18 protein-coding genes are annotated in these 18965 nt (G+C 70.1%); 5 read left to right on the plus strand and 13 right to left on the minus strand.

Features of this window, described 5'->3' with window-relative positions:
• Positions 1–28: 28 nt before the first annotated feature.
• From FHS23_RS12070 to FHS23_RS12085, 4 genes are all read right to left on the minus strand, one after another.
• Positions 29–832 (minus strand): amidohydrolase family protein, encoded by an 804-nt coding sequence (locus FHS23_RS12070; protein WP_183653279.1) that lies wholly within the window; start codon positions 830–832, stop codon positions 29–31.
• 5 nt (positions 833–837) lie between these two features.
• Positions 838–1587: an SDR family NAD(P)-dependent oxidoreductase gene (locus FHS23_RS12075; RefSeq protein ID WP_183653282.1), complete on the minus strand. Its 750-nt coding sequence runs from the start codon at positions 1585–1587 to the stop codon at positions 838–840.
• On the minus strand, positions 1588–2757 hold the full coding sequence (locus FHS23_RS12080) for an acyl-CoA dehydrogenase family protein (protein ID WP_343053852.1): 1170 nt from the start codon (positions 2755–2757) through the stop codon (positions 1588–1590). It lies immediately after the preceding gene.
• Positions 2758–2974: 217 nt separating this feature from the next.
• A complete protein-coding gene (locus tag FHS23_RS12085) occupies positions 2975–4123 on the minus strand; it encodes an acyl-CoA dehydrogenase family protein (protein WP_183653287.1) in 1149 nt (382 codons plus the stop codon).
• Positions 4124–4298: 175 nt separating this feature from the next.
• Between FHS23_RS12085 and FHS23_RS12090 the strand changes: the two genes are divergently transcribed.
• From FHS23_RS12090 to FHS23_RS12100, 3 genes are all read left to right on the plus strand, one after another.
• The gene (locus tag FHS23_RS12090) at positions 4299–5504 is read left to right on the plus strand and encodes a thiolase family protein (RefSeq protein ID WP_183653290.1); all 1206 of its coding nucleotides are present in this window, start codon (positions 4299–4301) and stop codon (positions 5502–5504) included.
• A 76-nt stretch (positions 5505–5580) separates the two neighbouring features.
• Positions 5581–6339, plus strand: coding sequence for an SDR family NAD(P)-dependent oxidoreductase (locus FHS23_RS12095; RefSeq protein ID WP_183653293.1), 759 nt, complete (start codon positions 5581–5583; stop codon positions 6337–6339).
• Between the two features lie 76 nt (positions 6340–6415).
• Positions 6416–7198 (plus strand): crotonase/enoyl-CoA hydratase family protein, encoded by a 783-nt coding sequence (locus FHS23_RS12100; RefSeq protein ID WP_183653295.1) that lies wholly within the window; start codon positions 6416–6418, stop codon positions 7196–7198.
• Positions 7199–7327: 129 nt separating this feature from the next.
• Here FHS23_RS12100 and FHS23_RS12105 read toward each other — a convergent pair whose 3' ends face one another.
• From FHS23_RS12105 to FHS23_RS12130, 6 genes are all read right to left on the minus strand, one after another.
• Positions 7328–8494: an acyl-CoA dehydrogenase family protein gene (locus FHS23_RS12105; RefSeq protein WP_183653298.1), complete on the minus strand. Its 1167-nt coding sequence runs from the start codon at positions 8492–8494 to the stop codon at positions 7328–7330.
• A 67-nt stretch (positions 8495–8561) separates the two neighbouring features.
• A complete protein-coding gene (locus FHS23_RS12110; RefSeq protein ID WP_183653302.1) occupies positions 8562–9020 on the minus strand; it encodes a MaoC family dehydratase in 459 nt (152 codons plus the stop codon).
• 27 nt (positions 9021–9047) lie between these two features.
• Positions 9048–9965, minus strand: a complete 918-nt coding sequence (locus tag FHS23_RS12115) for an HpcH/HpaI aldolase/citrate lyase family protein (RefSeq protein WP_183653305.1) — start codon at positions 9963–9965, stop codon at positions 9048–9050.
• A gap of 20 nt (positions 9966–9985) precedes the next feature.
• Complete coding sequence (locus tag FHS23_RS12120) at positions 9986–11638, minus strand: AMP-binding protein (protein WP_183653308.1); 1653 nt, start codon at positions 11636–11638, stop codon at positions 9986–9988.
• Positions 11638–12456 (minus strand): enoyl-CoA hydratase/isomerase family protein, encoded by an 819-nt coding sequence (locus tag FHS23_RS12125; RefSeq protein ID WP_183653311.1) that lies wholly within the window; start codon positions 12454–12456, stop codon positions 11638–11640. Before FHS23_RS12125 ends, FHS23_RS12120 begins: the two co-directional genes overlap by 1 nt.
• Before the next feature lie 8 nt (positions 12457–12464).
• The gene (locus FHS23_RS12130) at positions 12465–12662 is read right to left on the minus strand and encodes a ferredoxin (RefSeq protein ID WP_183653314.1); all 198 of its coding nucleotides are present in this window, start codon (positions 12660–12662) and stop codon (positions 12465–12467) included.
• 181 nt (positions 12663–12843) lie between these two features.
• On the opposite strand from FHS23_RS12130, the gene FHS23_RS23730 reads away from it, so the two are divergent.
• Both FHS23_RS23730 and FHS23_RS12140 read left to right on the plus strand, forming a co-directional pair.
• On the plus strand, positions 12844–14094 hold the full coding sequence (locus FHS23_RS23730) for a cytochrome P450 (RefSeq protein WP_183653317.1): 1251 nt from the start codon (positions 12844–12846) through the stop codon (positions 14092–14094).
• Entirely contained in the window at positions 14091–15239 is a 1149-nt protein-coding gene (locus tag FHS23_RS12140) for an NAD(P)/FAD-dependent oxidoreductase (protein ID WP_183653320.1), read from the plus strand. Before FHS23_RS23730 ends, FHS23_RS12140 begins: the two co-directional genes overlap by 4 nt.
• 260 nt (positions 15240–15499) lie before the next feature.
• Here FHS23_RS12140 and FHS23_RS12145 read toward each other — a convergent pair whose 3' ends face one another.
• From FHS23_RS12145 to FHS23_RS12155, 3 genes are read right to left on the minus strand one after another with little or no spacing between them, the layout of a single operon-like run.
• On the minus strand, positions 15500–16540 hold the full coding sequence (locus tag FHS23_RS12145; protein ID WP_183653323.1) for an LLM class flavin-dependent oxidoreductase: 1041 nt from the start codon (positions 16538–16540) through the stop codon (positions 15500–15502).
• Between the two features lie 34 nt (positions 16541–16574).
• Positions 16575–17339 carry an SDR family NAD(P)-dependent oxidoreductase gene (locus tag FHS23_RS12150; protein WP_183653326.1) on the minus strand — a complete coding sequence of 255 codons (765 nt, stop codon included), beginning with the start codon at positions 17337–17339 and terminating at the stop codon, positions 16575–16577.
• 57 nt (positions 17340–17396) lie between these two features.
• Positions 17397–18893 (minus strand): aldehyde dehydrogenase family protein, encoded by a 1497-nt coding sequence (locus tag FHS23_RS12155; RefSeq protein WP_183653329.1) that lies wholly within the window; start codon positions 18891–18893, stop codon positions 17397–17399.
• Between the last annotated feature and the right edge of the window lie 72 nt (positions 18894–18965).

Consider the following 18965-nt stretch of genomic DNA (forward strand, 5'->3'; position numbering starts at 1 on the left):
GCCCCGCGCCGGACTCCCCGCCGGTCCCTCAGCGCCAGGGTGAGTCGATGTCCAGCACTCGGGCGAGGGTGCCGCCGAGCACGGATTTGGTCTCGTCGTCGGTGAGGCCGAGGGCGTCGACGGCGGCGATCTCGTCGCCGGGATCGGCCATCGGCCAGTCCGAGCCGAACACGATGCGCTCGGCGCCGTGGTTGCGGATCAGCCGGCGGACCCGTTCCGGGCGCAGCGTGTTCAGCCCCGGTGGCCACGACGTCTCCAGCACCACGTCGGCACCGGAGAGCATCTCCTCGGCGTCGTCGAGAATCTTGTACCCGCCGAAGTGGCAGGCCATCAGCCGCAGGTCGGGGAACTGCGCCGCGATGTCGGCGATCATCCGCGGACTGGAGAGGCTGTTGGTCCGGGCGTCGGAGCTACCGGCGCCGACGTGGGTGATCACGGCGATGTCGGAGCCGAACGCCTCCAGAATCGACCACAGCCGCGGGTCGTCGAGCGCGTAGTTCTGGAACAGCGGATGGATCTTCACGGCACGGATGCCGTGCCTGCGCAGGCTCGCCAGGTTCTCCTCGACGGGCAGGTCCACGTGCACCGTACCGACGGGATAGTGCCGGTCGCTGGCCGTCCCGGCGACGAACCGGTTCACCGAGTCGACATGTCGCGCCTCGGCCGCGATGCCGAGGCAACAACTCATGTCGACGCCGCTGCCGGTCATGGTCGACGTCAGGCCGCCGACGGTGCCGTCGCCGCGGGCCGTCAACCCGGGAAGCCGATTGCCCGCGAGCGCCGCCGCGGCGATCTTGTCGGGCCAGACGTGCGTGTGCGCATCGATGATCATGGCTGTCACAACTTTCCGGATTCGCCGCCGTCGACCACGAAGACCGAGCCCGTGGTGAACGGCGAGCGGGCGGACACGAGCAGGCAGACCAGCGGCATCAGCTCCTCCGCATCGGCCATGCGGCCCGCGGGGATCTTCTTGACCCGCCGGGCCAGCAGATCGGGCGATTCGAGCACAGCGCTCTGGGCGTCCGTCGCGAACGCCCCCGGCGCGATGCAGTTCACCTGCACACCCTTGCCCGCCCACTCGGCGGCCAGGGACTCGGTCATCCGCACGACGGCGCCCTTCGACGTCGAGTAGCCCACCAGGTGCGGTTTGCCGCGCACACCGGTCGTGGAGGCGATGTTGACGATCCGGCCGCTGCCCTGGGCGAGCATGTGCCTGCCCGCCGCCTGAGCCAGCAGCATCGGCGCGATCACGTTGACCGCCATCGTCTCCTTCCACACGCCCGGATCCTGGTCGACGAACGTGCCGGCGGGCGCGATACCCGCGTTGTTGACGAGCGCGTCGATCCGGCCGTGGCGGGCGACCACGGTGTCGACGAGAGCTGTCACCGCGGCCTCGTCACGCATGTCGACGGCTTCCGCCGTGATCCGCCCCTCGCCCCGTGCGGCCACCTCGGCGAGCGCGTCCTTGGTGCGTGCCGCCGCGACGACCGTGGCTCCCTCCGCGGCGAGTGTCGTGGCCATCGCCGCGCCGAGCCCGCGGCTGGCGCCGGTGACGAGCACGACGGTGCCGTCCAGTCCGAAGTCCATTCAGGACACCTTCTTCCCGGCCTGCTTCTTCGCGGCCTCTTTTCCGAGCCTGCGGGCCAGCGAGTCGAGCAGCACCTCGGTCGCTCCCTCGTACACGCGCAACGGGCGCGCGTTGCGGTACAGCCGTTCGATCTTCGACCCGCGCACCAGGCCGAATCTCCCCATGCTCTGCACCGCCCGGTCGGCCGCACGGCCCGCCGCCTCGGTGGCGACGACCTTCGCGATCGACGAGTGGTCCAGATGCGACAGCGGATCGGTCCGGGCGAGCGACGCAGCGCGGTAGGTCATCGCCCGCGCGCTCTCGACGTCGGCCCACGAGGAGGCGATGTTCTGCCCGACCGCGCCCAGTTCCAGAAGCGGCCTGCCGAACTGGGTGCGCGTCGTCGCGTGCGCGGTCGCCTCGTCCACCGCGGCCTGCCCGAGCCCGACGCCCGAGCCCGCGACGGTCACCCGGAACACGGCGAGGGTCTGCAGCATCAGTGAGAACGCCTTGCCGGGTTCCCCGAGCCGGTGGGTCTCCGGCACGACCACGTCGTCGAACGTCAGCTCACCGAGGATGTGCGGCGCGATGATGTCGGCTCCCTGCTCGGCCGTCAGCCCGGCCGACGACGCGGGCACGAGCACCATCGAGTAGCCGTCGTCCTCCTTGCCGAGGACACAGTAGAACGACGCCGCACCGCCGTTGGTGATGAACGATTTGCGGCCGCGGACCACGAGGTCGCCGCCGCGACGTTCGATCGTCGTCGTGATCGCACGCAGGTCGGAACCGACGTCGGGTTCGGTCAGGGCCAGCCCGGCGATCGCCTCCAGCGCCGCCACCTTCGGCAGCCATTCGGCCTTCATCTCATCGGAACCGCCGACCGACAGCGAGTAGCTGCCCACGCCCTGCATACCGAACAGCGAGTCCAGGTGCGCCGAGCTGTACATGAGCGCTTCGCGTACGACGGCGAGCGCCAGCGGGTCGAGCGTCTCGGACTCCCCGCCGTACCCCGCGGGGACGACCTGCCGGGCCAGACCCGACTCCCGGAGCACGGCGGCGGTCCGCTCGTGCACGCCGGAGCTCTCGTCGGCCTCGGCGGCGAACGGTTCGACCGCCGCGGCCACGTCCCGGGCCACCTTCTGGATCGCGCGGTGCCCGTCGGACAGATCGAACAACTGCTCGGAAGCCACTGTCTTTCGCCTTTCTCTAGTGCGCACGTGTTGTGGGCAGTGACGACGTCGCTGTCGCCTGCCCGTCCGCCAGCCCGCACCACCGCAGGTTCTCAGCGTGGCTCTGGCGAGGACAGCGACGTGGTGAATCGGCATTCATGCGGAGGTGATCCCGGAGCCAGAGCCTCGGTGAGGTTCTGTCACCCGCGCCGCTGTGCAAGCCTGGCACGACATTCCGTCAGCGGCGTTGGTCGAAACGGCGGCCGAGCAGCTCGGACACGATGCGGGTGCGCTGCATGGCCGGTGTGCCACCTGCGATGGCCCAGCCGTGGGAGTCGCGGTGCAACCGTTCGAGCCCGTACTCCTCGGTGTAGCCGTTGCCGCCGTGCAGTTGCATGCCCAGATCGGTGACCCGTTTGGCCATCTCGTTGGCGGTGCACTTGGCGAGCGAGACCTTGAACGGGTCGGGCAGTCCGGTGTCCGCGCTGTCCGCGGCCTTCTCGAGCAGCGCCCTGGCGGCTTCCACCTGCAGGACCATGTCGGCCAGGTTCGTCTGCACACTCTGGAACTCCACGAGCGGTTTGCCGAACTGCTCGCGTTCCTGCACGTAGGCCGTCGTGCGGTCGAGCGCCGCCTGTGCGACGGCCAGGCTCATCGTGGTGTTGCCGAGCCGCTCGATGGAGAAGACGCCGAACAGCTTGCCGAATCCGCCCGCAGGCACGACGACGTTGTCGGCGGGCGCCACGACGTCGTCGAAGATGACGTCCGCCGAGGGGATGCCGCGGAAACCCATCAGTTTCTCCTGGGCGCCGAAGCTCAGTCCCGGTGTGCCCTTCTCGACGACGATGCCGCCGATGCCCTTCGACCCGGGCGCGTCGGACAGCCGGGTGTAGGTCAGGTACAGGTCGGCCTCGCCGCCGTTGGAGATCCACCGCTTGGTGCCGTTGATGACGTAGGTGTCGTCGACGGGCTTGGCCGAGGTGCGCATGTCGGTGGCCGCCGACCCGGCGTCCGGTTCGGAGATCGCGACCGCCATCGTCTTCTCACCCGCGACGATGTCCGGCAGCCAGCGCCTGCGCTGCTGTTCGGTGCCCAGATGGTTGATCACCTGGGCGGGGCCGGTGTTGGACTCGAAGACCTGGAAGGCCGCGGGCCGGCACACCTTGCCGAGTTCTTCGATGACGGCCAGCGCGTGACTGATCGGCGCCCCGGAACCGCCGAACTCCTCGGGCAGCGCGATGCCCAGAAAGCCCAGTTCGCCGAGACGCTTGCGTTCCTCGACCGGCAGCGGCCTGCGCTCGGCGTCCAGCTCGTCGGCCATCGGGGCGTAGACGTCCGCAGCCACCTGCGCGGCGAGCCGGCGGATCTCCCGGATGTCATCGGTCATCGTCGACCTCCTTGGTTGTAATCATTATCCTGGTTTATCCACCGCAGTTGTCAACAGGCGACCGGATGACGCCACCGAGACCGCCGAGAAACGGCCTCGACTCCGGCATTCCACCCACGTCCTCGCCGACGGCGAGCATGGACGTAGACATGCATATCATGATAAGTAATTAGTCATGATTCCAGCGCGGGAAGTCAGCGACGTCGTCATCGTCGACGCAGTCCGCACCCCGATGGGCAAAGGCAAACCCGGCGGCGCACTGGCCGGCGTGCACCCCGTCGATCTGCTGGCTCAGACACTCACCGGGCTCCTCGACCGCACCGGCGTCGACCCCGCGACCGTGGACGACGTGCTCATCGGCTGCGTCTCGCAGGTCGGCGAGCAGTCCGCCACCCCCGGTCGCATGGCCTGGCTGGCGGCGGGCCTGCCCGAGCAGGTTCCCGCAACGACCATCGACCGCAAGTGCGGCTCCGGCCAGCAGGCCGTCCACTTCGCCGCCCAGGCCATCATGGCCGGTTCCTACGACATCGCCGTCGCGGGCGGTGTCGAGTCGATGAGCCGCGTGCGTATGGGATCGGCACGCCTCGACGCCGACCCGTACGGCGACCGTGTCGCCGACCGCTACTCCCCCGGTCTCGTCTCCCAGGGCGTGGCCGCCGAACTGGTCGCCGCGACATGGAAGCTCGACCGGGCCGAGCTCGACGAGTACTCGGCACGCTCGCACCACCGGGCGGCGGCCGCACGCGAGGCCGGCGCGTTCACGCGCGAGATCGTCCCGATCGTCACACCCGACGGCACCGTCACCGAGGACGAGACGATCCGCCCCGGCAGCTCGGCCGAGAGACTCGGCGGCCTCGAACCGGCGTTCCGCACCGACGCGACGAGCGCCCGCTTCCCCGACATCGGCTGGCACATCACACCGGGTAACTCCTCACAGATCACCGACGGCGCGAGCGCACTGCTGCTGATGAGCTCCGAGAAGTGCACGCAGTTGGGCCTCACCCCGCGGGCACGCATCCGCGCGATGCACGCCTGCGGCGACGATCCGCTGCTCATGCTCACCGCCCCGATTCCGGCCACCCACCGCATCCTCGAGCGCTCCGGCATCGACCTCGCCGACATCGGCCACGTCGAGCTCAACGAGGCGTTCGCCCCGGTCCCGCTGGCCTGGTTGCGGGAGTTCGCCGGCTCGGGCGCCGACGAGGCACGACTCAACCCGCGTGGCGGGGCGATCGCCCTCGGACACCCGCTCGGAGCCTCGGGCGCCCGCCTCATGACGACGATGCTGTCCGCACTCGACGACGGCGGTCACCGCTACGGCCTGCAACTCATGTGCGAGGCGGGCGGCATGGCCAACGCCACCGTCCTCGAACGACTCTGACCCTCCGCCCGTGGCGTCCCGAGCGCCGCGGCCTCCCGGACAGCGCAGCTTCCCGCACGCGACAAGGAGAATCACCGTGGACCTGACCGACAGCTCCGTCGTCGTCACCGGCGGCGCCTCCGGCCTCGGACTGGCCAGTGCCACCCGGCTCGCAGACCGCGGCGCCCACGTGGTGGTGCTCGATCTGCCCTCCTCCGACGGAGCGGCGGTCGCCGACAAACTCGGCGGCACCTTCGCGCCCGCCGACGTGACCGACGCCGACCAGGTGGAGGCGGCCGTCGACACCGCGGCCGCTGCGGCACCGCTGCGCGCCGTCGTGCACTGCGCCGGGCGCGGCGGCGCGCTGCGGCTCGTCGACCGCGACGGCAACCCGGGGTCGTTGGACATGTTCGACACGGTCGTGAAGACCAACCTCTACGGCACCTTCAACGTCCTCCGGTTCGCCGCCGCACGGATGGCGCGCAACGAGCCGGTCGACGGGGAGCGCGGCGTCTGCGTCCTCACCGCGTCCGTCGCGGCCTACGAGGGCCAGATCGGGCAGCTTCCGTACGCCTCCTCGAAGGCGGGCATCGTCGGCATGACCCTGGTCGCGGCGCGGGACCTGGCGTCGAAGCAGATCCGCGTCACGACGATCGCCCCCGGCCTGTTCGACACGCCGATCCTGGCGCGCCTGCCCGAGGAGGTACGCGACTCCCTCGGCAAGACGATCCCGAATCCCAGCAGGCTCGGGGTCCCCGGTGAGTACGCTCAGCTGGCGGAGCAGATCATCGACAATCCCATGCTGAACGGCGAGACGATCCGCCTCGACGGTGCCCTCCGCATGGCACCGCGGTGACCGACCGAGCGGTGATCGACCTGGCAGTGATCGACCCCGCCGGCCGACCCGGCACCGAACACCTGTGGAGCGTGCAGTGACCGATTCCGTGACCGACGAACCCGAACTGCGGGTGACCGAGCGCGGCCGCGTTCTCGTGCTGACGATGAACCGGCCGAAGGCGAAGAACGCCGTGTCGCTGGCCATGGCCCGGCAGCTCGCCGAAGCCGTCGACGAACTGGACCGCAGGCCGGATCTGTCGGTCGGCGTCATCACCGGCGCGGGCGGCATGTTCTGCGCGGGCATGGACCTCAAGGGCTTCGCCCGCGGGGAGATCCCCGTCGTCGAGGGCCGGGGGTTCGCGGGCCTGGTGCAGCAGCCGCCGAAGAAGCCGCTCATCGCCGCCGTCGAGGGCTACGCCCTGGGCGGCGGGTTCGAGGTCGTGCTCGCGTGCGACCTCGTCGTCGCCTCCGACGAGGCCACCTTCGGCCTGCCCGAGGTCAAGCGCGGCCTCACCGCCGGTGCGGGCGGACTACTGCGCCTGCAGGAGCGGATTCCGTACCACCTCGCCATGGAGCTGGTGTTCACCGGCCGGATGTGGCCGGCCGCGGAAGCCGCCGACGCCCGGCTCGTCAACAAGCTCACCGGCGCGGGCGGGGCCCTCGACGGCGCGTTCGAACTCGCCGACACGATCGCCGAGAACGCGCCGCTGGCGCTGGCGGCGTCCAAACAGGTGCTCGTCCGTTCTGCGGACTGGCCGCTCGACGAGAAGTTCAGCAGGCAGAACGAGTTCCTCGACCCGGTCCGCAGGTCCGCGGACGCCAAGGAGGGGGCGACGGCGTTCGCGGAGAAGCGCAAGCCCGTGTGGAAGGGCGAGTAACGACCCACCACGAGGCCGAGACGACACGTCGTACCCGCGGCGAGCCGCCGATCCCAGCGGATCGGCGGCTCTTCCAGCTGTGGGCCCCCGCCCGCCGGCGTGCGGACCGCGGGCCGGCGGGCGGGGGTCTCAGTAGCTGCGGGGCAGGCCGAGGACGTGTTCGGCGACGTAGTTGAGCACCATTTCCTGGCTGATCGGCGCGATCCGCATCAACCGCGCCTCCCGGAAGTAGCGTTCGACGTGGTACTCCTGGGCGAAGCCGTATCCACCGTGGACGCTGATCGCCACGTCGGCCGCGTGGAACCCCGCCTCGGCGGAGAGGTACTTGGCCTCGTTGGCCTCCTTGCCGCAGGGGATGTCGTTGTCGATCATCCATGCGGCCTGCTTGCACATCAGGTCGGCGGCGTCGAGCTTGATCTTCGCCTCGGCGAGCTGGCCCGAGATGAGCTGGTTCTTGCCGATCGGCCTGCCGAACACGACCCGCTCGCCCGCGTAGTCGCACGCGCGAGCGAGCGCCGCACGGCCGAGGCCGATCGCGGCGTTGGCCGACAGCACGCGCTCGGCGTTCAATCCCGCCAGGATCGCCTTGAACCCTTCGCCGACCTCGCCGATGACGTCCTCGTCGGCGACGAACAGGTCGTCGATGAACAGCTCGTTCGTGTCGACGGCGTTGCGGCCGAGCTTGGGGATCGGCTTGATGTCGACGTGGTCGCGATCGACCTCGGCGAACATCAGCGTCAGCCCACGGGTGCGGCCCGAACCCTCCTCCCGCGGCGAGGTGCGGCAGAGCAGCATCATCCGCTCGGCCTCCTGGGCCTTGGTGATCCACACCTTCTTGCCCGACACACGGAAGCCGCCGTCGACCTTGCGCGCCGTGGTCGACAGGTTCAGCGTGTCCGTACCGGCGTCCGGTTCGGTCACCGCGAACGACGTGTGCAGGTCCCCGTCGACCAGCCGCGGCAGGAAGCGCTTCTTCAGTTCCTCACTGCCGTGCCGGATGAGCGGCTCGAAGCCGAAGATACCGATGTGGACACTGCTGCAGCCGTTCATGCCCGCACCGGAAGCGGAGATCTCCTGCTCGACGATCGCCGCCTCCGTGACGCCGAGCCCGCCGCCGCCGTACTCCTCGGGCACGGTCAACCCGAGCCACCCGCCTGCCACGACGGCCCGGTAGAACTCCCACGGGAACTCGTGCGACCGGTCGCGTGCGGCCCAGTACTCGTCACCGAAGCGGCCGCACATCTGCCGCACCGCCTGCCGGATGTCCTCGTGCGTCTCGTCGTAACCGAATCCCATCATGGCCTCCTGAGCCGGCAGCCGCGATCCCCGTTACCGCGGTCGTGGAAAGTCCGAAATGGACGAGTCACGCCTCCGCCGGGCGTTTCATCATCATGCCGGCGCGTTCGCACAGACAGACGACCTCGTCGCGCTGGTTGATGCCGCGATGCTCGAACCAGACGATGCCCGCGTCCGGCCGCGACTTCGACTCGCGCTTACGCAGGATCGTGCTACTGGCCCGGATCGTGTCGCCGTGGAACACCGGGTTCGGGAACTCGACCTTCTCGTAGCCGAGGTTGCCCAAGGTGGTGCCGTAGGTCAGGTCGTACACGATCATCCCGCCGACCAACGCCATCGTGAACAGGCTGTTCACCAGGCGGTGGCCGTGGATCGTGGTTTTGGCGAACTCCTCGTCCAGGTGCAGCGGCTGCGGGTTCATGGTGAGCGAGGTGAACAGGACGTTGTCCATCTCGGTCACCGTGCGCGTCATCGGATGGTCGTAGACCTCCCCTTCGACGAGCTCCTCGAAGTACAGTCCCGGCATGGTCGCTCCTTGCGCTCGGGTGGATGCTCACGCACGGCCGGTCACGCGGCGGGCGTGGGCGAGCCACTCCCGCGCCGTGTCGGCGTGCGCCTTGTCGATGTGGATGCCGCGATAGCGCACGGCGCCGTCGCCCCGTGCCGCCGCTTCCTCGAACGCGGCGACGAGACCCTCGCGGAACTCGATCTCCTCCGCGGTCGGTGAGAACACCTCGTTGATCGTCGCCACGTGGGAGGGGTGGATCGCGATCTGGCCGCGGAATCCGAGCTGCAGTCCGTAGTCCGCGAAGGCCTTCAGGCCATCCAGATCGGACAGGTCCTCCCACAGTCCGGTCAGCGCGTGCAGACCGTGCTCGCGGCAGGCCAACAACACGCGACTCCGCAGGTACAGCGTCTCGGTACCCTCCCGGCTCCACCGGTAGCCGACGGCGCGGGCGATGTCGGCGTGTTCGGCCGTCGGGCCGATCATCGCGCCCACGCGCGGCGAGGCGCCCGCGATCTCCCGGCAGTTCTGGATCGCCTCGACCATCTCGACCGGCACGATCAGCTCGAGGCCGGAGCCCGGTCCGACACCGGTTCCGGCGCCGGTCCCGGCACTGTTGCGGAGTTCGAACCAGTCGACCAGCGTCTCCCAGCGCAGGATGTCGTCACGGTCGCGCACCTTGGGCACGAACAGTCCGGTCAGCCCGGGGCACACGACGGCCTCGAGGTCCGCACCCGCCAACCCGGTGTCCAGGGCGTTCGGCCGGACGAACAGCCCCACCTCGTGACCCGCCTCCCGCACCCGGCCGACCGTGTCGGCCACGAGGCCGCGGGCCTCGGCCTTGCGGTCAGCGGGCACGGAGTCCTCGAGATCGAGGACGACGGCGTCCGCGCCGCTCGCGATCGCCTTCGTGACCCACTCCGGCTTGTGCGCGGGCACGAACAGCACGGATCGATAGGGATGCATCGGTGGTTCCCTCTTTCCGCTCAGCCCGCCGTCGCGGCGAGCGCGGTACGGTCGACGGTGTCCGCGGTGATACCCAGCTCGCGCAACTTCGCCTTCTGTACCCGCTGACTCGGCGTCTTCGGCAGCTCGTCGACGAACCGCAGGAACCGCGGCACCGCGAAGGCGGGCACCTTGCTGCCGCACCAGTCCCAGATCTCCTCCGCACTCACCGGCTCCTCGGTGATGAGGTACGCCATCACCTCGTCCTCGCCGGCCTCGGCGTCCGCGGGCACGGCGATGACGGCGCATTCCAGCACCGCGGGATGGCTCAGGAACGCCGTCTCCACCTCGTAGGAGCTGATGTTCTCGCCGCGTCGGCGCAGCGCGTCCTTGAACCGGTCGACGAAGTAGAACCACCCGTAGGCGTCCCGCTTGAGCGCGTCACCGGTGTGGAACCACAGGTTCCGCCACGCCTCGACGGTGCGGTCCGGCATGTTGAAGTAGCCCATGCTGCAGATCCACGGCACCCGCGGGCGCACGACCAGCTCGCCGACCGACCCGGCGTCGACCTCCTCGTCGGTGTCGGGATCCACCAGGCGCACGTCGAACCACTCGTCGGCCGCCAGGCCCGCGGCCCCTGCCGGCCGGTCCTCGCCGTAGGGCGAGAGGATCGGGGCCGACGTCTCGGTCAGGCCGAACACCTCGACGAACGCCTCGATGCCGTAGCGGCTCCTGAACTCGTCGACCAGCGACGCGGCGGTCGGCGCGGCGAAGACGCACCGCAGTACGTTGTCGGCGTCGTCCGGTCGCGGCGGTTGCTTCGACAGGAAGTCCATCATCACGCCGATGAAGTTGGTGACCGTGGCGCCGCTCTCGCGGATCTGGTCGATCCAGTTGCTGGCGCTGAACCGCGACCGCACCACCGCCCGCGCACCCGCCACCAGCGCCGGGTACACCGCCATGAACTGGGCGTTCCCGTGGAACAGCGGCGTGACCGTCATCCACGCGTCCTCGGCGGTCAGGCGCGTCAACGACACGCATTCGTCGCCGAAGAAGTACATCTGGCCGTGGGGCATCGCGACGCCCTTCGACGGCCCGGTCGTGCCGGAGGTGAAGAACACCGACGCCAGGTCGCCCGGTGACACCTCGGGCAGGTCGGTGGCTGCGCCCTGTTCGAGGGCCTCCCACGGTTCGGCCTCCCAGCCCGCGCCCCGCAGCGTGGCCACCGCGGCGTCGCGGTAGCCGGTGTCGATGACGTAGAACCGTGTGATGTCGGCGGCGGCGTCGGCCACGGCGGCGAACCGCTCGGCGTGCACGTCGTCGATGACGGCGATGCGCGCCTCGACGGTCCGCACCTGGTGGGCGAGGAAGTCGTGTTCGTAGGCCGTGTTGATCGGCACCTCGACGAGGCCGGCCACCGCGGTGCCGAGCCAGGTCCGGACGAAGCGCGACGAGTTGGCCGCCATGATCACCACGCGGTCTCCCGGCACGGTGCCTGCGGCGAGCAGGGCCCGACCTATCCGCTCGGCGGCCGCGAGCGTGTCGGCGTAGGTCCAGGTTGCCGACTCCTCCGGGGTGTCCAGGAACACCCGGTCGGGGGTGGTCTGCGCCCAGTGCCGCAGCACCGTCGGCAAGGCCCACTGCCCGCGGTCCGCGAACGTCGGCCGCAGCTCCGTGTAGTACCGCCGTGTCATCACGACCTCCGTGTTCCGGTGCCCGGGGGCGGGAACTCCGGGCGCCGCTTCTCGATGAAGGCCCGCGCACCCTCCCGCATGTCGTCGCTGCCGACGGCCTGCGTCAGCATGGCCAGGCCGCTGGACATCGAGTCCTGGCCGGTGTTCCACCACAGGTTCGAGCTGACCTTGCTGATCTCGAGGTACAGCGGACTCAGGGCCTTGAGCTCGTCGATCCACTCGCCGACACGCCGCTCGAGTCCGGCCACGACGTCACCGCCGTCGGCGGGCTCCTCGACGACCTCGTTGATCAGTCCCATCCGCAGGGCCTGCTGCGCGCTGTAGCGGCGGCACAGCAAGGTCAGTTCCTTGGCCTTCTTCTCGCCGATCTGCACCGCCATGTGGTTCGTCGCGCCGAGCACCGGCGCCGACCCCACCCGTGGGCCGGTCTGCCCGAACGTGGCGCGCGGGGTGGCGATCGCGAGATCACAGGCCACGACGAGCTCGTTGCCGCCGCCCGCCGCCGCGCCGTCGACGGCCGCGAACACCGGACGCGGGCAGTCGCGCACGGCCTGGAGCATGCGCGCCGAGGTGTGGAACAGGGTGCGCAGCAGATCCGGGTCGGGATCGTCGAGCTGGTCGAGTGCGCCGCCGGCGCAGAAACTGCCTCCCGAACCGGTGATGACGACGGCGTGGAGTTTCGTCGCCCGCTCGAGCGTCTCGATGATCGTGTGCGCCATGCCGATGTCGTAGGCGTTGCGCCGATCCGGGCGGTTGAGGCGGATCCACAGCGCCCCGTCGTGCTCACGAACCTCGACGTCGGAGGTGTCGTCTGCCATGCGGGCGCTCACTCGTCCGTGACCGACAGGGCGAGCTCCGGGCACGCCTCGGCGCCACGGACCGCGTCGTCCTCCAGGTCCGGCGGCACCTCCGGCGTACGAACGACGACGTGCCCGTCCTCGTCGGACAGGTCGAAGACATCGGGTGCGGTCATGTTGCAGAGACCGTGTCCCTGACACCGGTTCTCGTCAGCTCGGACCTTCATGACTGTCCTCCGTGCGACGCTGCTTCGGGAACGAACCGGAACCGCGCGGGCTCCGGGTGAGCACTCCGGCGTGCTCACGTTGTTCACATATAACCATTATCAGAGAACAGGCGAAAGGTCGAGCCTTGACTGGGGCAGTCATATAACTATTATCAGAGAAAGCCCAAAGGAGGGATGCGCTGTGACCGAGCAGGCTCGTAGTCCGATCGCCGCGTTCGACCACCACTCCCCGGAACACGCGGCGGATCCGGTCGGCACCTACCGCGCACTCCGCGCCGAACATCCGGTCGCCTGGACCGAGGCGCACGGCGGGTACTGGGTCCTCGGCGACTACGCCAGTGTCTTCGAGGCCTCGCGCGACGACGATCTGTTCTCCTCCGCGCGGCACGAATCCGGCGGCGAGGGGCTGGCGATCGTCATCCCGAAGGCCCCGACGGCGTTCCACATCCCCATCGAACTCGATCCCCCGACGTTCCGCGGCTACCGCAAGATCGTGAACAAGGTGACGGCCCCCGCGGCGGTCAAGAAGCTCGACCCCGTGATCGACCGCTTCGTCACCGGGTTCATCGACGAGATCATCGAGAGCGGAGAGGCCGACCTCGCCTTCGTCGCGGGGGTGCCCGCCGCGGTGACCGTCGACTGGCTGGGCCTCGACGCCTCGGAGTACAAGCGCTACGTCGACGCGATGCACACCCTCGTGTCGGCGGCGCCGGGATCCGAGGAGTACAACCACGCGCGCGACGTCGCCGTGCCGTGGGTCGAGAAGACGGTCCGCGCCCACATCGCGACGCGGCGCCGGAACCCGACCGACGACGCCACGAGCGAGTTCATCCGCGCCGAGATCGACGACAGGCCGATGACGGACGACGAGATCTACTCGATCCTCGAACTCCTCATCTCCGGCGGCGTCGGCACGACCGCCTCACTGGTGACACAGTCACTGGTGTGGCTGTACGAGCACCCGGAGCAGCGGCAGCGGCTCATCGACGACCCGAGCCTGCTCGACGTCGCGGTGGAGGAATTCCTCCGGGTCTTCTCCCCGACGCAGGCGCTCGCGCGCACGGTCACGCGCGACGCCGAGTTCCAGGGCGTCCACGTCCACGCGGGGGACCGCGCGTTGCTGAGCTGGGCGTCGGCCAACCGCGATCCCGAGCAGTTCGACGAACCGGACCGGGTCGACATCACGCGCTGGCCCAACCGCCACATGGCGTTCGGCCTCGGCGTGCACCGCTGTGCCGGTTCGCACCTCGGCCGGGCGATGGCGCGCGCGATGATCAGCCAGGTGCTGGAGCGGATGCCGGACTACGAGGTCGACCTCGACGGGCTCGTCACCTATCCGGATCAGGGCACCAACGCCGGGTTCCACTCGATCCCGTGCCGATTCACGCCCGGGCAGCGCCGCGGGGAGCCGTTGTTCGGCCCTGGCCGATGACCCGGATCGTCGTCGCCGGTGCCGGACTGGCGGCCGCCCGTGCCTGCGCGACCCTGCGACGCAAGGGATTCGACGGCGAGCTCGTCGTGCTCGGCGCGGAGCGGCATCCGCCGTACGACCGGCCCCCGCTGTCAAAGGCCGTGCTCAGAGGCGACCGCGACGACGTCCCGCTGCCGTTCGACGTCGACGCGCTCGGCGTACGGTTCCGGGCGGGCGTGACGGCCACCGGCTTGGACACCGCGGAACGCGTCGTGCGCACCGACAGCGGCGACGAGCCGTACGACGGTCTGCTACTGGCCACCGGCGCCGAACCGGTGCGCCTGCCCGGCGACGGTGAGCAGCTGACCGTGCGCACACTCGACGACGCGCTCGCGTTGCGCGCCCGGCTCACCGCGGGAGCACGAGTCGTGGTCATCGGGGCGAGCTGGATCGGTGCCGAGGTGGCCACTGCTGCCCTCTCGGCCGGCTGCCGGGTGACCTGCCTCGAGGCGGGCCCCGCTCCCCTCTCGGCCGCGCTGGGCGGTGAGGTCGGCGCCCTGTTCACCCCGTGGTGGTCCGACGTCGACCTGCGGCTCGACACCAAGGTCGCGTCGGCCGACCGCGGCGGCGTGCTGCTGGCCGACGGGTCGGTCGTGGCCGCCGACGTCGTGGTCACCGGCGTCGGCGTGCGGCCGGCGACCGGCTGGTTGACCGGGTCCGAGCTCGAGATCGGCAACGGAGTGCACGTCGACGAGCATCTCCGTACCTCGGCGCCCGGCGTGGTCGCCGTCGGCGACCTCGCCGCACGCTGGTCACCGCGCACGGGTGCGCGTTTGCGGGTCGAACACTGGGACGAGGCGGGCGCGGCCGCGTCGGTCGCGGCCCAGGTGCTGCTAGCCAGCGCCGCGGGAAGTTCCGATGCGGAGCTGCCCGTCCACGACCCGGTGCCGTACTTCTGGTCCGACCAGTTCGGCCGCAAGGTGCAGTACGTCGGCCACCACGGCCCGGCGGACCGCGCCGAGATCGACCCGGGCGACGACGGGACACCGGCCGTGCACTGGTACTCGCCCGGCGGCAGGCTCACGGCGTGGCTCGGCGTGAACCGGGTGAAGGAACTCGTCCCCGCCCGGAAACGAATCGCCGAGGCGACGCCCCCGATCCCCTGACCGCACCGCATGGCCTGCGCCCGGCCGTCCCCCGGTGTGGTCGTCAGCGTCCGAGGTCGAGGATCGCGTAGCCGAACCCGTCGACCGCCAGCCCGCGGCCGTTGACCCGCACAGCGTGGGCACGAACGGCCAGGTGAGCAGGAACGTCCACCCCGTGGGGAACTCCTCCGGTGTGCGCACACCGTCGTTGATCCGCGTGGCACTGTCGTGGTTGGCGATCGGCATCGTCGTGTACCCGGCGTCGCCGATCGTGTCTTCGCTCACCCGGCAGGCCGCTCCAGGAAGTCGGCGAACGACCGGGATTCGAGACGCCGCAGCGGTTGCACGATCTCTCTACCGACGTGGTCGAGGTAGGCCTCGGTCTGCTCGGCGTCCATCCCGGGCCAGTGCGGGCGCACCAGCAGCGGGCCGACCGGGAGGGCCGCCGCGATGTCGGCGATCTGCTTCCGGCACGCCTCCGCGTCGCCGAGGATCACGTGGTCGCGCACGGTATCGCCGAAGTTGCGCACCTCGTCGTCGCCGAGCAGTGTCATGCCGCGTCCTGCGTAGGCCTCGTACTTGCCCCGGGCGACCGCGGCGAACCGCGACACCGCGTCGTCGAACCCGTCACCGATCATCAGTTCCCGCCGCAGCGGCAGCGGGTTCAGCGGCAGTCCGCGGCTCCTGCGTTCGGCGGCGTAGGTGCGGATGAGCGCGTCGACCTGGTCCATCGTCTGCTGCGGCGTGATCGTCCAGACGTCGCCGTGGCGTGCGGCCCGCCGCACGCCCGTCTCCCGCATCGCCCCCAGCCACACCGGCGGCCGCGGTTGCTGCAGCGGATGCACGTGCGTCGGCAGGTCGTCGATCTGCCAGAACCGGCCCTGATGACTCACGCGGTCGGACGACCACAGTTTCGTCATCACCTCGATCAGCTCCTCCAGCAACCGATAACGCTGATCGAACGGCACGCCCATCGTGGCGTACTCCTGCGGCAGGTAGCCGGTGCCGAGCCCGACGACCAGTCGTCCGCCGGTGACGACGTCCAGTGTGGCCAGTTCCTCGCCGAGCACCACCGGATGGTGCACGGGTCCGATGAGGACGGTCGTACCGATCTTGACGTGCTCGTCGAGCTCGGCGGCAAGGCGCGCCAGCAAGGGCACGGGCTGGAACCAGCGGAACCCGTCGTAGAGGAAGTGCTGGCCGATCGTCAGATACGTGAAACCCGCCCGCTGCGCCGCCTCGGCCTTGCGCAGCATCAGGTCGAGGTGTTCCCGGGCCGACGACGCGACCGGCTGGTCTCCCATCAGGATTCCGAACTCCACGGTTCCTCCTTCGGTTGCCGCTGCTGCGGATTCGCTACTTGGCCGTCATGCCGCCGTCGACGGGGATCGTCACACCGGTCACGAAGCTCGCCATGTCGCTGGCGAGGAACAACGCGACCTGGGCGATCTCCTCCGGCTGGGACGGGCGGCCCATCGGGATCTGGGCGAAGAACGCCTTCTTCCGCTCGGCCAGCTCCTCCTCGGTGCTGGTGCGGAAGAACGCGGGCAGGCCCGGTGTGTCGACCGACCCCGGAGCGATGGCGTTCACACGCACCCCGTCCTGGGCGAACGCGAGCGCCAGCGAGCGCACCAGCGCGATGATGCCGCCCTTGGTGAACGAGTACAGCGGGCTGTACGGCGAGCCGACCAGTCCCGAACTGGAACTGGTGAAGATCACCGACGCGTTGCCCGACGCGCGCAACGCGTCGGTGAGGTAGTTGGTCAGGTAGAAGCTCGCGCGGGCGTTGATCTCGATGAGCGCGTCCCAGTCCTCGACCGACAGGTCCGTGCCCGCGGCGCCGGGTATACCGACGTTGTTGTACAGCACGTCGAGCGACCCGTGGTCGGACTGCACCCGCTCGGCGAGCGACTTCAGCGCATCCAGGTCGCGCACGTCGATGACCTCGGCACGCGCGCTGCCGCCTGCGTTCTCGACGGCGCCCACGACGTCCTTGGCGGCACCTTCGTCGACATCGACGACGATCACGTGCGCGCCCTGAGCGGCGAAGGCCTCCGCCGCGGCACGGCCCATACCCGAGCCGCCCGCGGTGATGAGCGCGGTCCTGTTCTTGAGCAGCATGACGAAAACTCCGATCTACGGCAGATGGTCCACTGTGGAATGTCGGGTCGGCGGCGGTCAGGTCCCCGGCGGGCGCGTCACGCCCGCGAGCGGCCACTGGATGTGTTTGACCTCGAAGAACTCGGCGAAGCCGTCCTCGCCGAGCTCGCGGCCGACGCCACTGCGGCCGGGGCCGCCCCACGGCGCGTCCGGGCGCATGCCGGCCCCGCCGTTGATCGTGACCGTTCCGGAGCGCACTCGTTCGGCCACGGGCATCGCCTCGTCCAGCGGACCGAAGACGTTGGCGGCCAGACCGTACGACGTCGCGTTGGCGATCCGCACCGCCTCGTCCACGTCGGAATACGGCAGTGCGATCGCGATCGGGGCGAACAACTCGGTCTGCGCGATCGGGGCATCGACGTCGACGCCGGTGAGGATCGCCGGGTTGAGGTAATGGCCGGTCGGCAGGTCGGGCCGCCCACCGCCCGCGACCACCGTCGCGCCCGCGGCCACGGCGTCGGACACCAGTCCTTCGACCTTCGCCCGGTGTTCGGCCGAGATCACCGGGCCGACGACCGTGTCGTCCTCCTGCGGGTCGCCGACGGCGATCGTCTTGATGAACGCATCGGCCTTCTCACAGAACTCGTCGAGGCGGTCCCGGGGTACGAGCACCCGGCTCCACGCCGCACAGCCCTGGCCCGCGTTGCGCGCGAACCGCAGGATCGACGGACCGACCGTCGAGTCCAGGTCCGCACCGGGCAGGATGATGTTGGGGCTCTTGCCGCCGAGTTCGAGGACGGCCTTCGACAGCGACCCGAGCGCGGACTGCGACATGACCTGCCCTCCGACCGCGTCCGAACCGGTGAACGACACGAGGTTCACGTCGGGGTGGCCGGTGAGCCGCTTGCCCACGTCCGGACCCCCGACGACGAGGTTCACCACGCCCGGCGGCAGGTCGAGTTCCTCGATCAGCTCGAACACGCGCAGTGTCGTCTGCATGCCCTGCGGCGACGGCAGCACGACGGTGGTGCACCCGCTGGCGAGGGCCCCGCCGAGCTTCCACGCCAGCAGGTTGATCGGATAGTTGTACGCGGGCAGCGCAGCCAGCACACCGGCCGGTTCGTACCGCAGCAGGCTCGTCGACAGCACCGGCTTGTCGTAGAGCGGCAGCGCGTGCGAGTACCCGCCGCGCGGGCCCCGTTCGGCCATCTCTGCGTACCACCGCAACGCCTCGACCGGGCCACCGACCTGCATGCCGCGGGCCGCTCCGATGGGTGTGCCGACCTCGTCGGCGATCAGTCGGGCCAGCGGCTCCGTGTTCTTCTCGAGCAGGTCGGCCAGCCGATTGACCACGCGCGCGCGGTCCTTCGGCCCGTACGCGCGCCAGGCGTCTCCCTCGAACGCCGCCCGCGCGCTCGCGACCGCGGCGTCCACCTGCTCCGGCGAACTCAGCTGCGCGGTGCCGACCGCCTGCTCGGTCGACGGGCTCCACGAGGTGTAGGTCTCGCTGGACTCCCCGTCGCGCCACGCGCCGTCGATGTAGGTGCTCTTACTTCGCGTGTCCAGGCCACTCATGCCGGCTCCTTCGTCCTCGTTGACAGCCGCTGACCGCCGGATGGATCGTAGGCACCCCGCGCGGCCGCGCGA

The organism is Prauserella isguenensis (genome assembly GCF_014191605.1).
Lineage (GTDB): Bacteria > Actinomycetota > Actinomycetes > Mycobacteriales > Pseudonocardiaceae > Prauserella > Prauserella isguenensis.

Coding starts and splice junctions, on each gene's coding strand:
- FHS23_RS12070 (WP_183653279.1), bottom strand. CDS start 832: ATGATCATCGATGCGCACACGCACGTCTGGCCCGACAAGATCGCCGCG.
- FHS23_RS12075 (WP_183653282.1), bottom strand. CDS start 1,587: ATGGACTTCGGACTGGACGGCACCGTCGTGCTCGTCACCGGCGCCAGC.
- FHS23_RS12085 (WP_183653287.1), bottom strand. CDS start 4,123: ATGACCGATGACATCCGGGAGATCCGCCGGCTCGCCGCGCAGGTGGCT.
- FHS23_RS12090 (WP_183653290.1), top strand. CDS start 4,299: ATGATTCCAGCGCGGGAAGTCAGCGACGTCGTCATCGTCGACGCAGTC.
- FHS23_RS12105 (WP_183653298.1), bottom strand. CDS start 8,494: ATGGGATTCGGTTACGACGAGACGCACGAGGACATCCGGCAGGCGGTG.
- FHS23_RS12110 (WP_183653302.1), bottom strand. CDS start 9,020: ATGCCGGGACTGTACTTCGAGGAGCTCGTCGAAGGGGAGGTCTACGAC.
- FHS23_RS12115 (WP_183653305.1), bottom strand. CDS start 9,965: ATGCATCCCTATCGATCCGTGCTGTTCGTGCCCGCGCACAAGCCGGAG.
- FHS23_RS12120 (WP_183653308.1), bottom strand. CDS start 11,638: ATGACACGGCGGTACTACACGGAGCTGCGGCCGACGTTCGCGGACCGC.
- FHS23_RS12125 (WP_183653311.1), bottom strand. CDS start 12,456: ATGGCAGACGACACCTCCGACGTCGAGGTTCGTGAGCACGACGGGGCG.
- FHS23_RS12130 (WP_183653314.1), bottom strand. CDS start 12,662: ATGAAGGTCCGAGCTGACGAGAACCGGTGTCAGGGACACGGTCTCTGC.
- FHS23_RS12140 (WP_183653320.1), top strand. CDS start 14,091: ATGACCCGGATCGTCGTCGCCGGTGCCGGACTGGCGGCCGCCCGTGCC.
- FHS23_RS12150 (WP_183653326.1), bottom strand. CDS start 17,339: ATGCTGCTCAAGAACAGGACCGCGCTCATCACCGCGGGCGGCTCGGGT.
- FHS23_RS12155 (WP_183653329.1), bottom strand. CDS start 18,893: ATGAGTGGCCTGGACACGCGAAGTAAGAGCACCTACATCGACGGCGCG.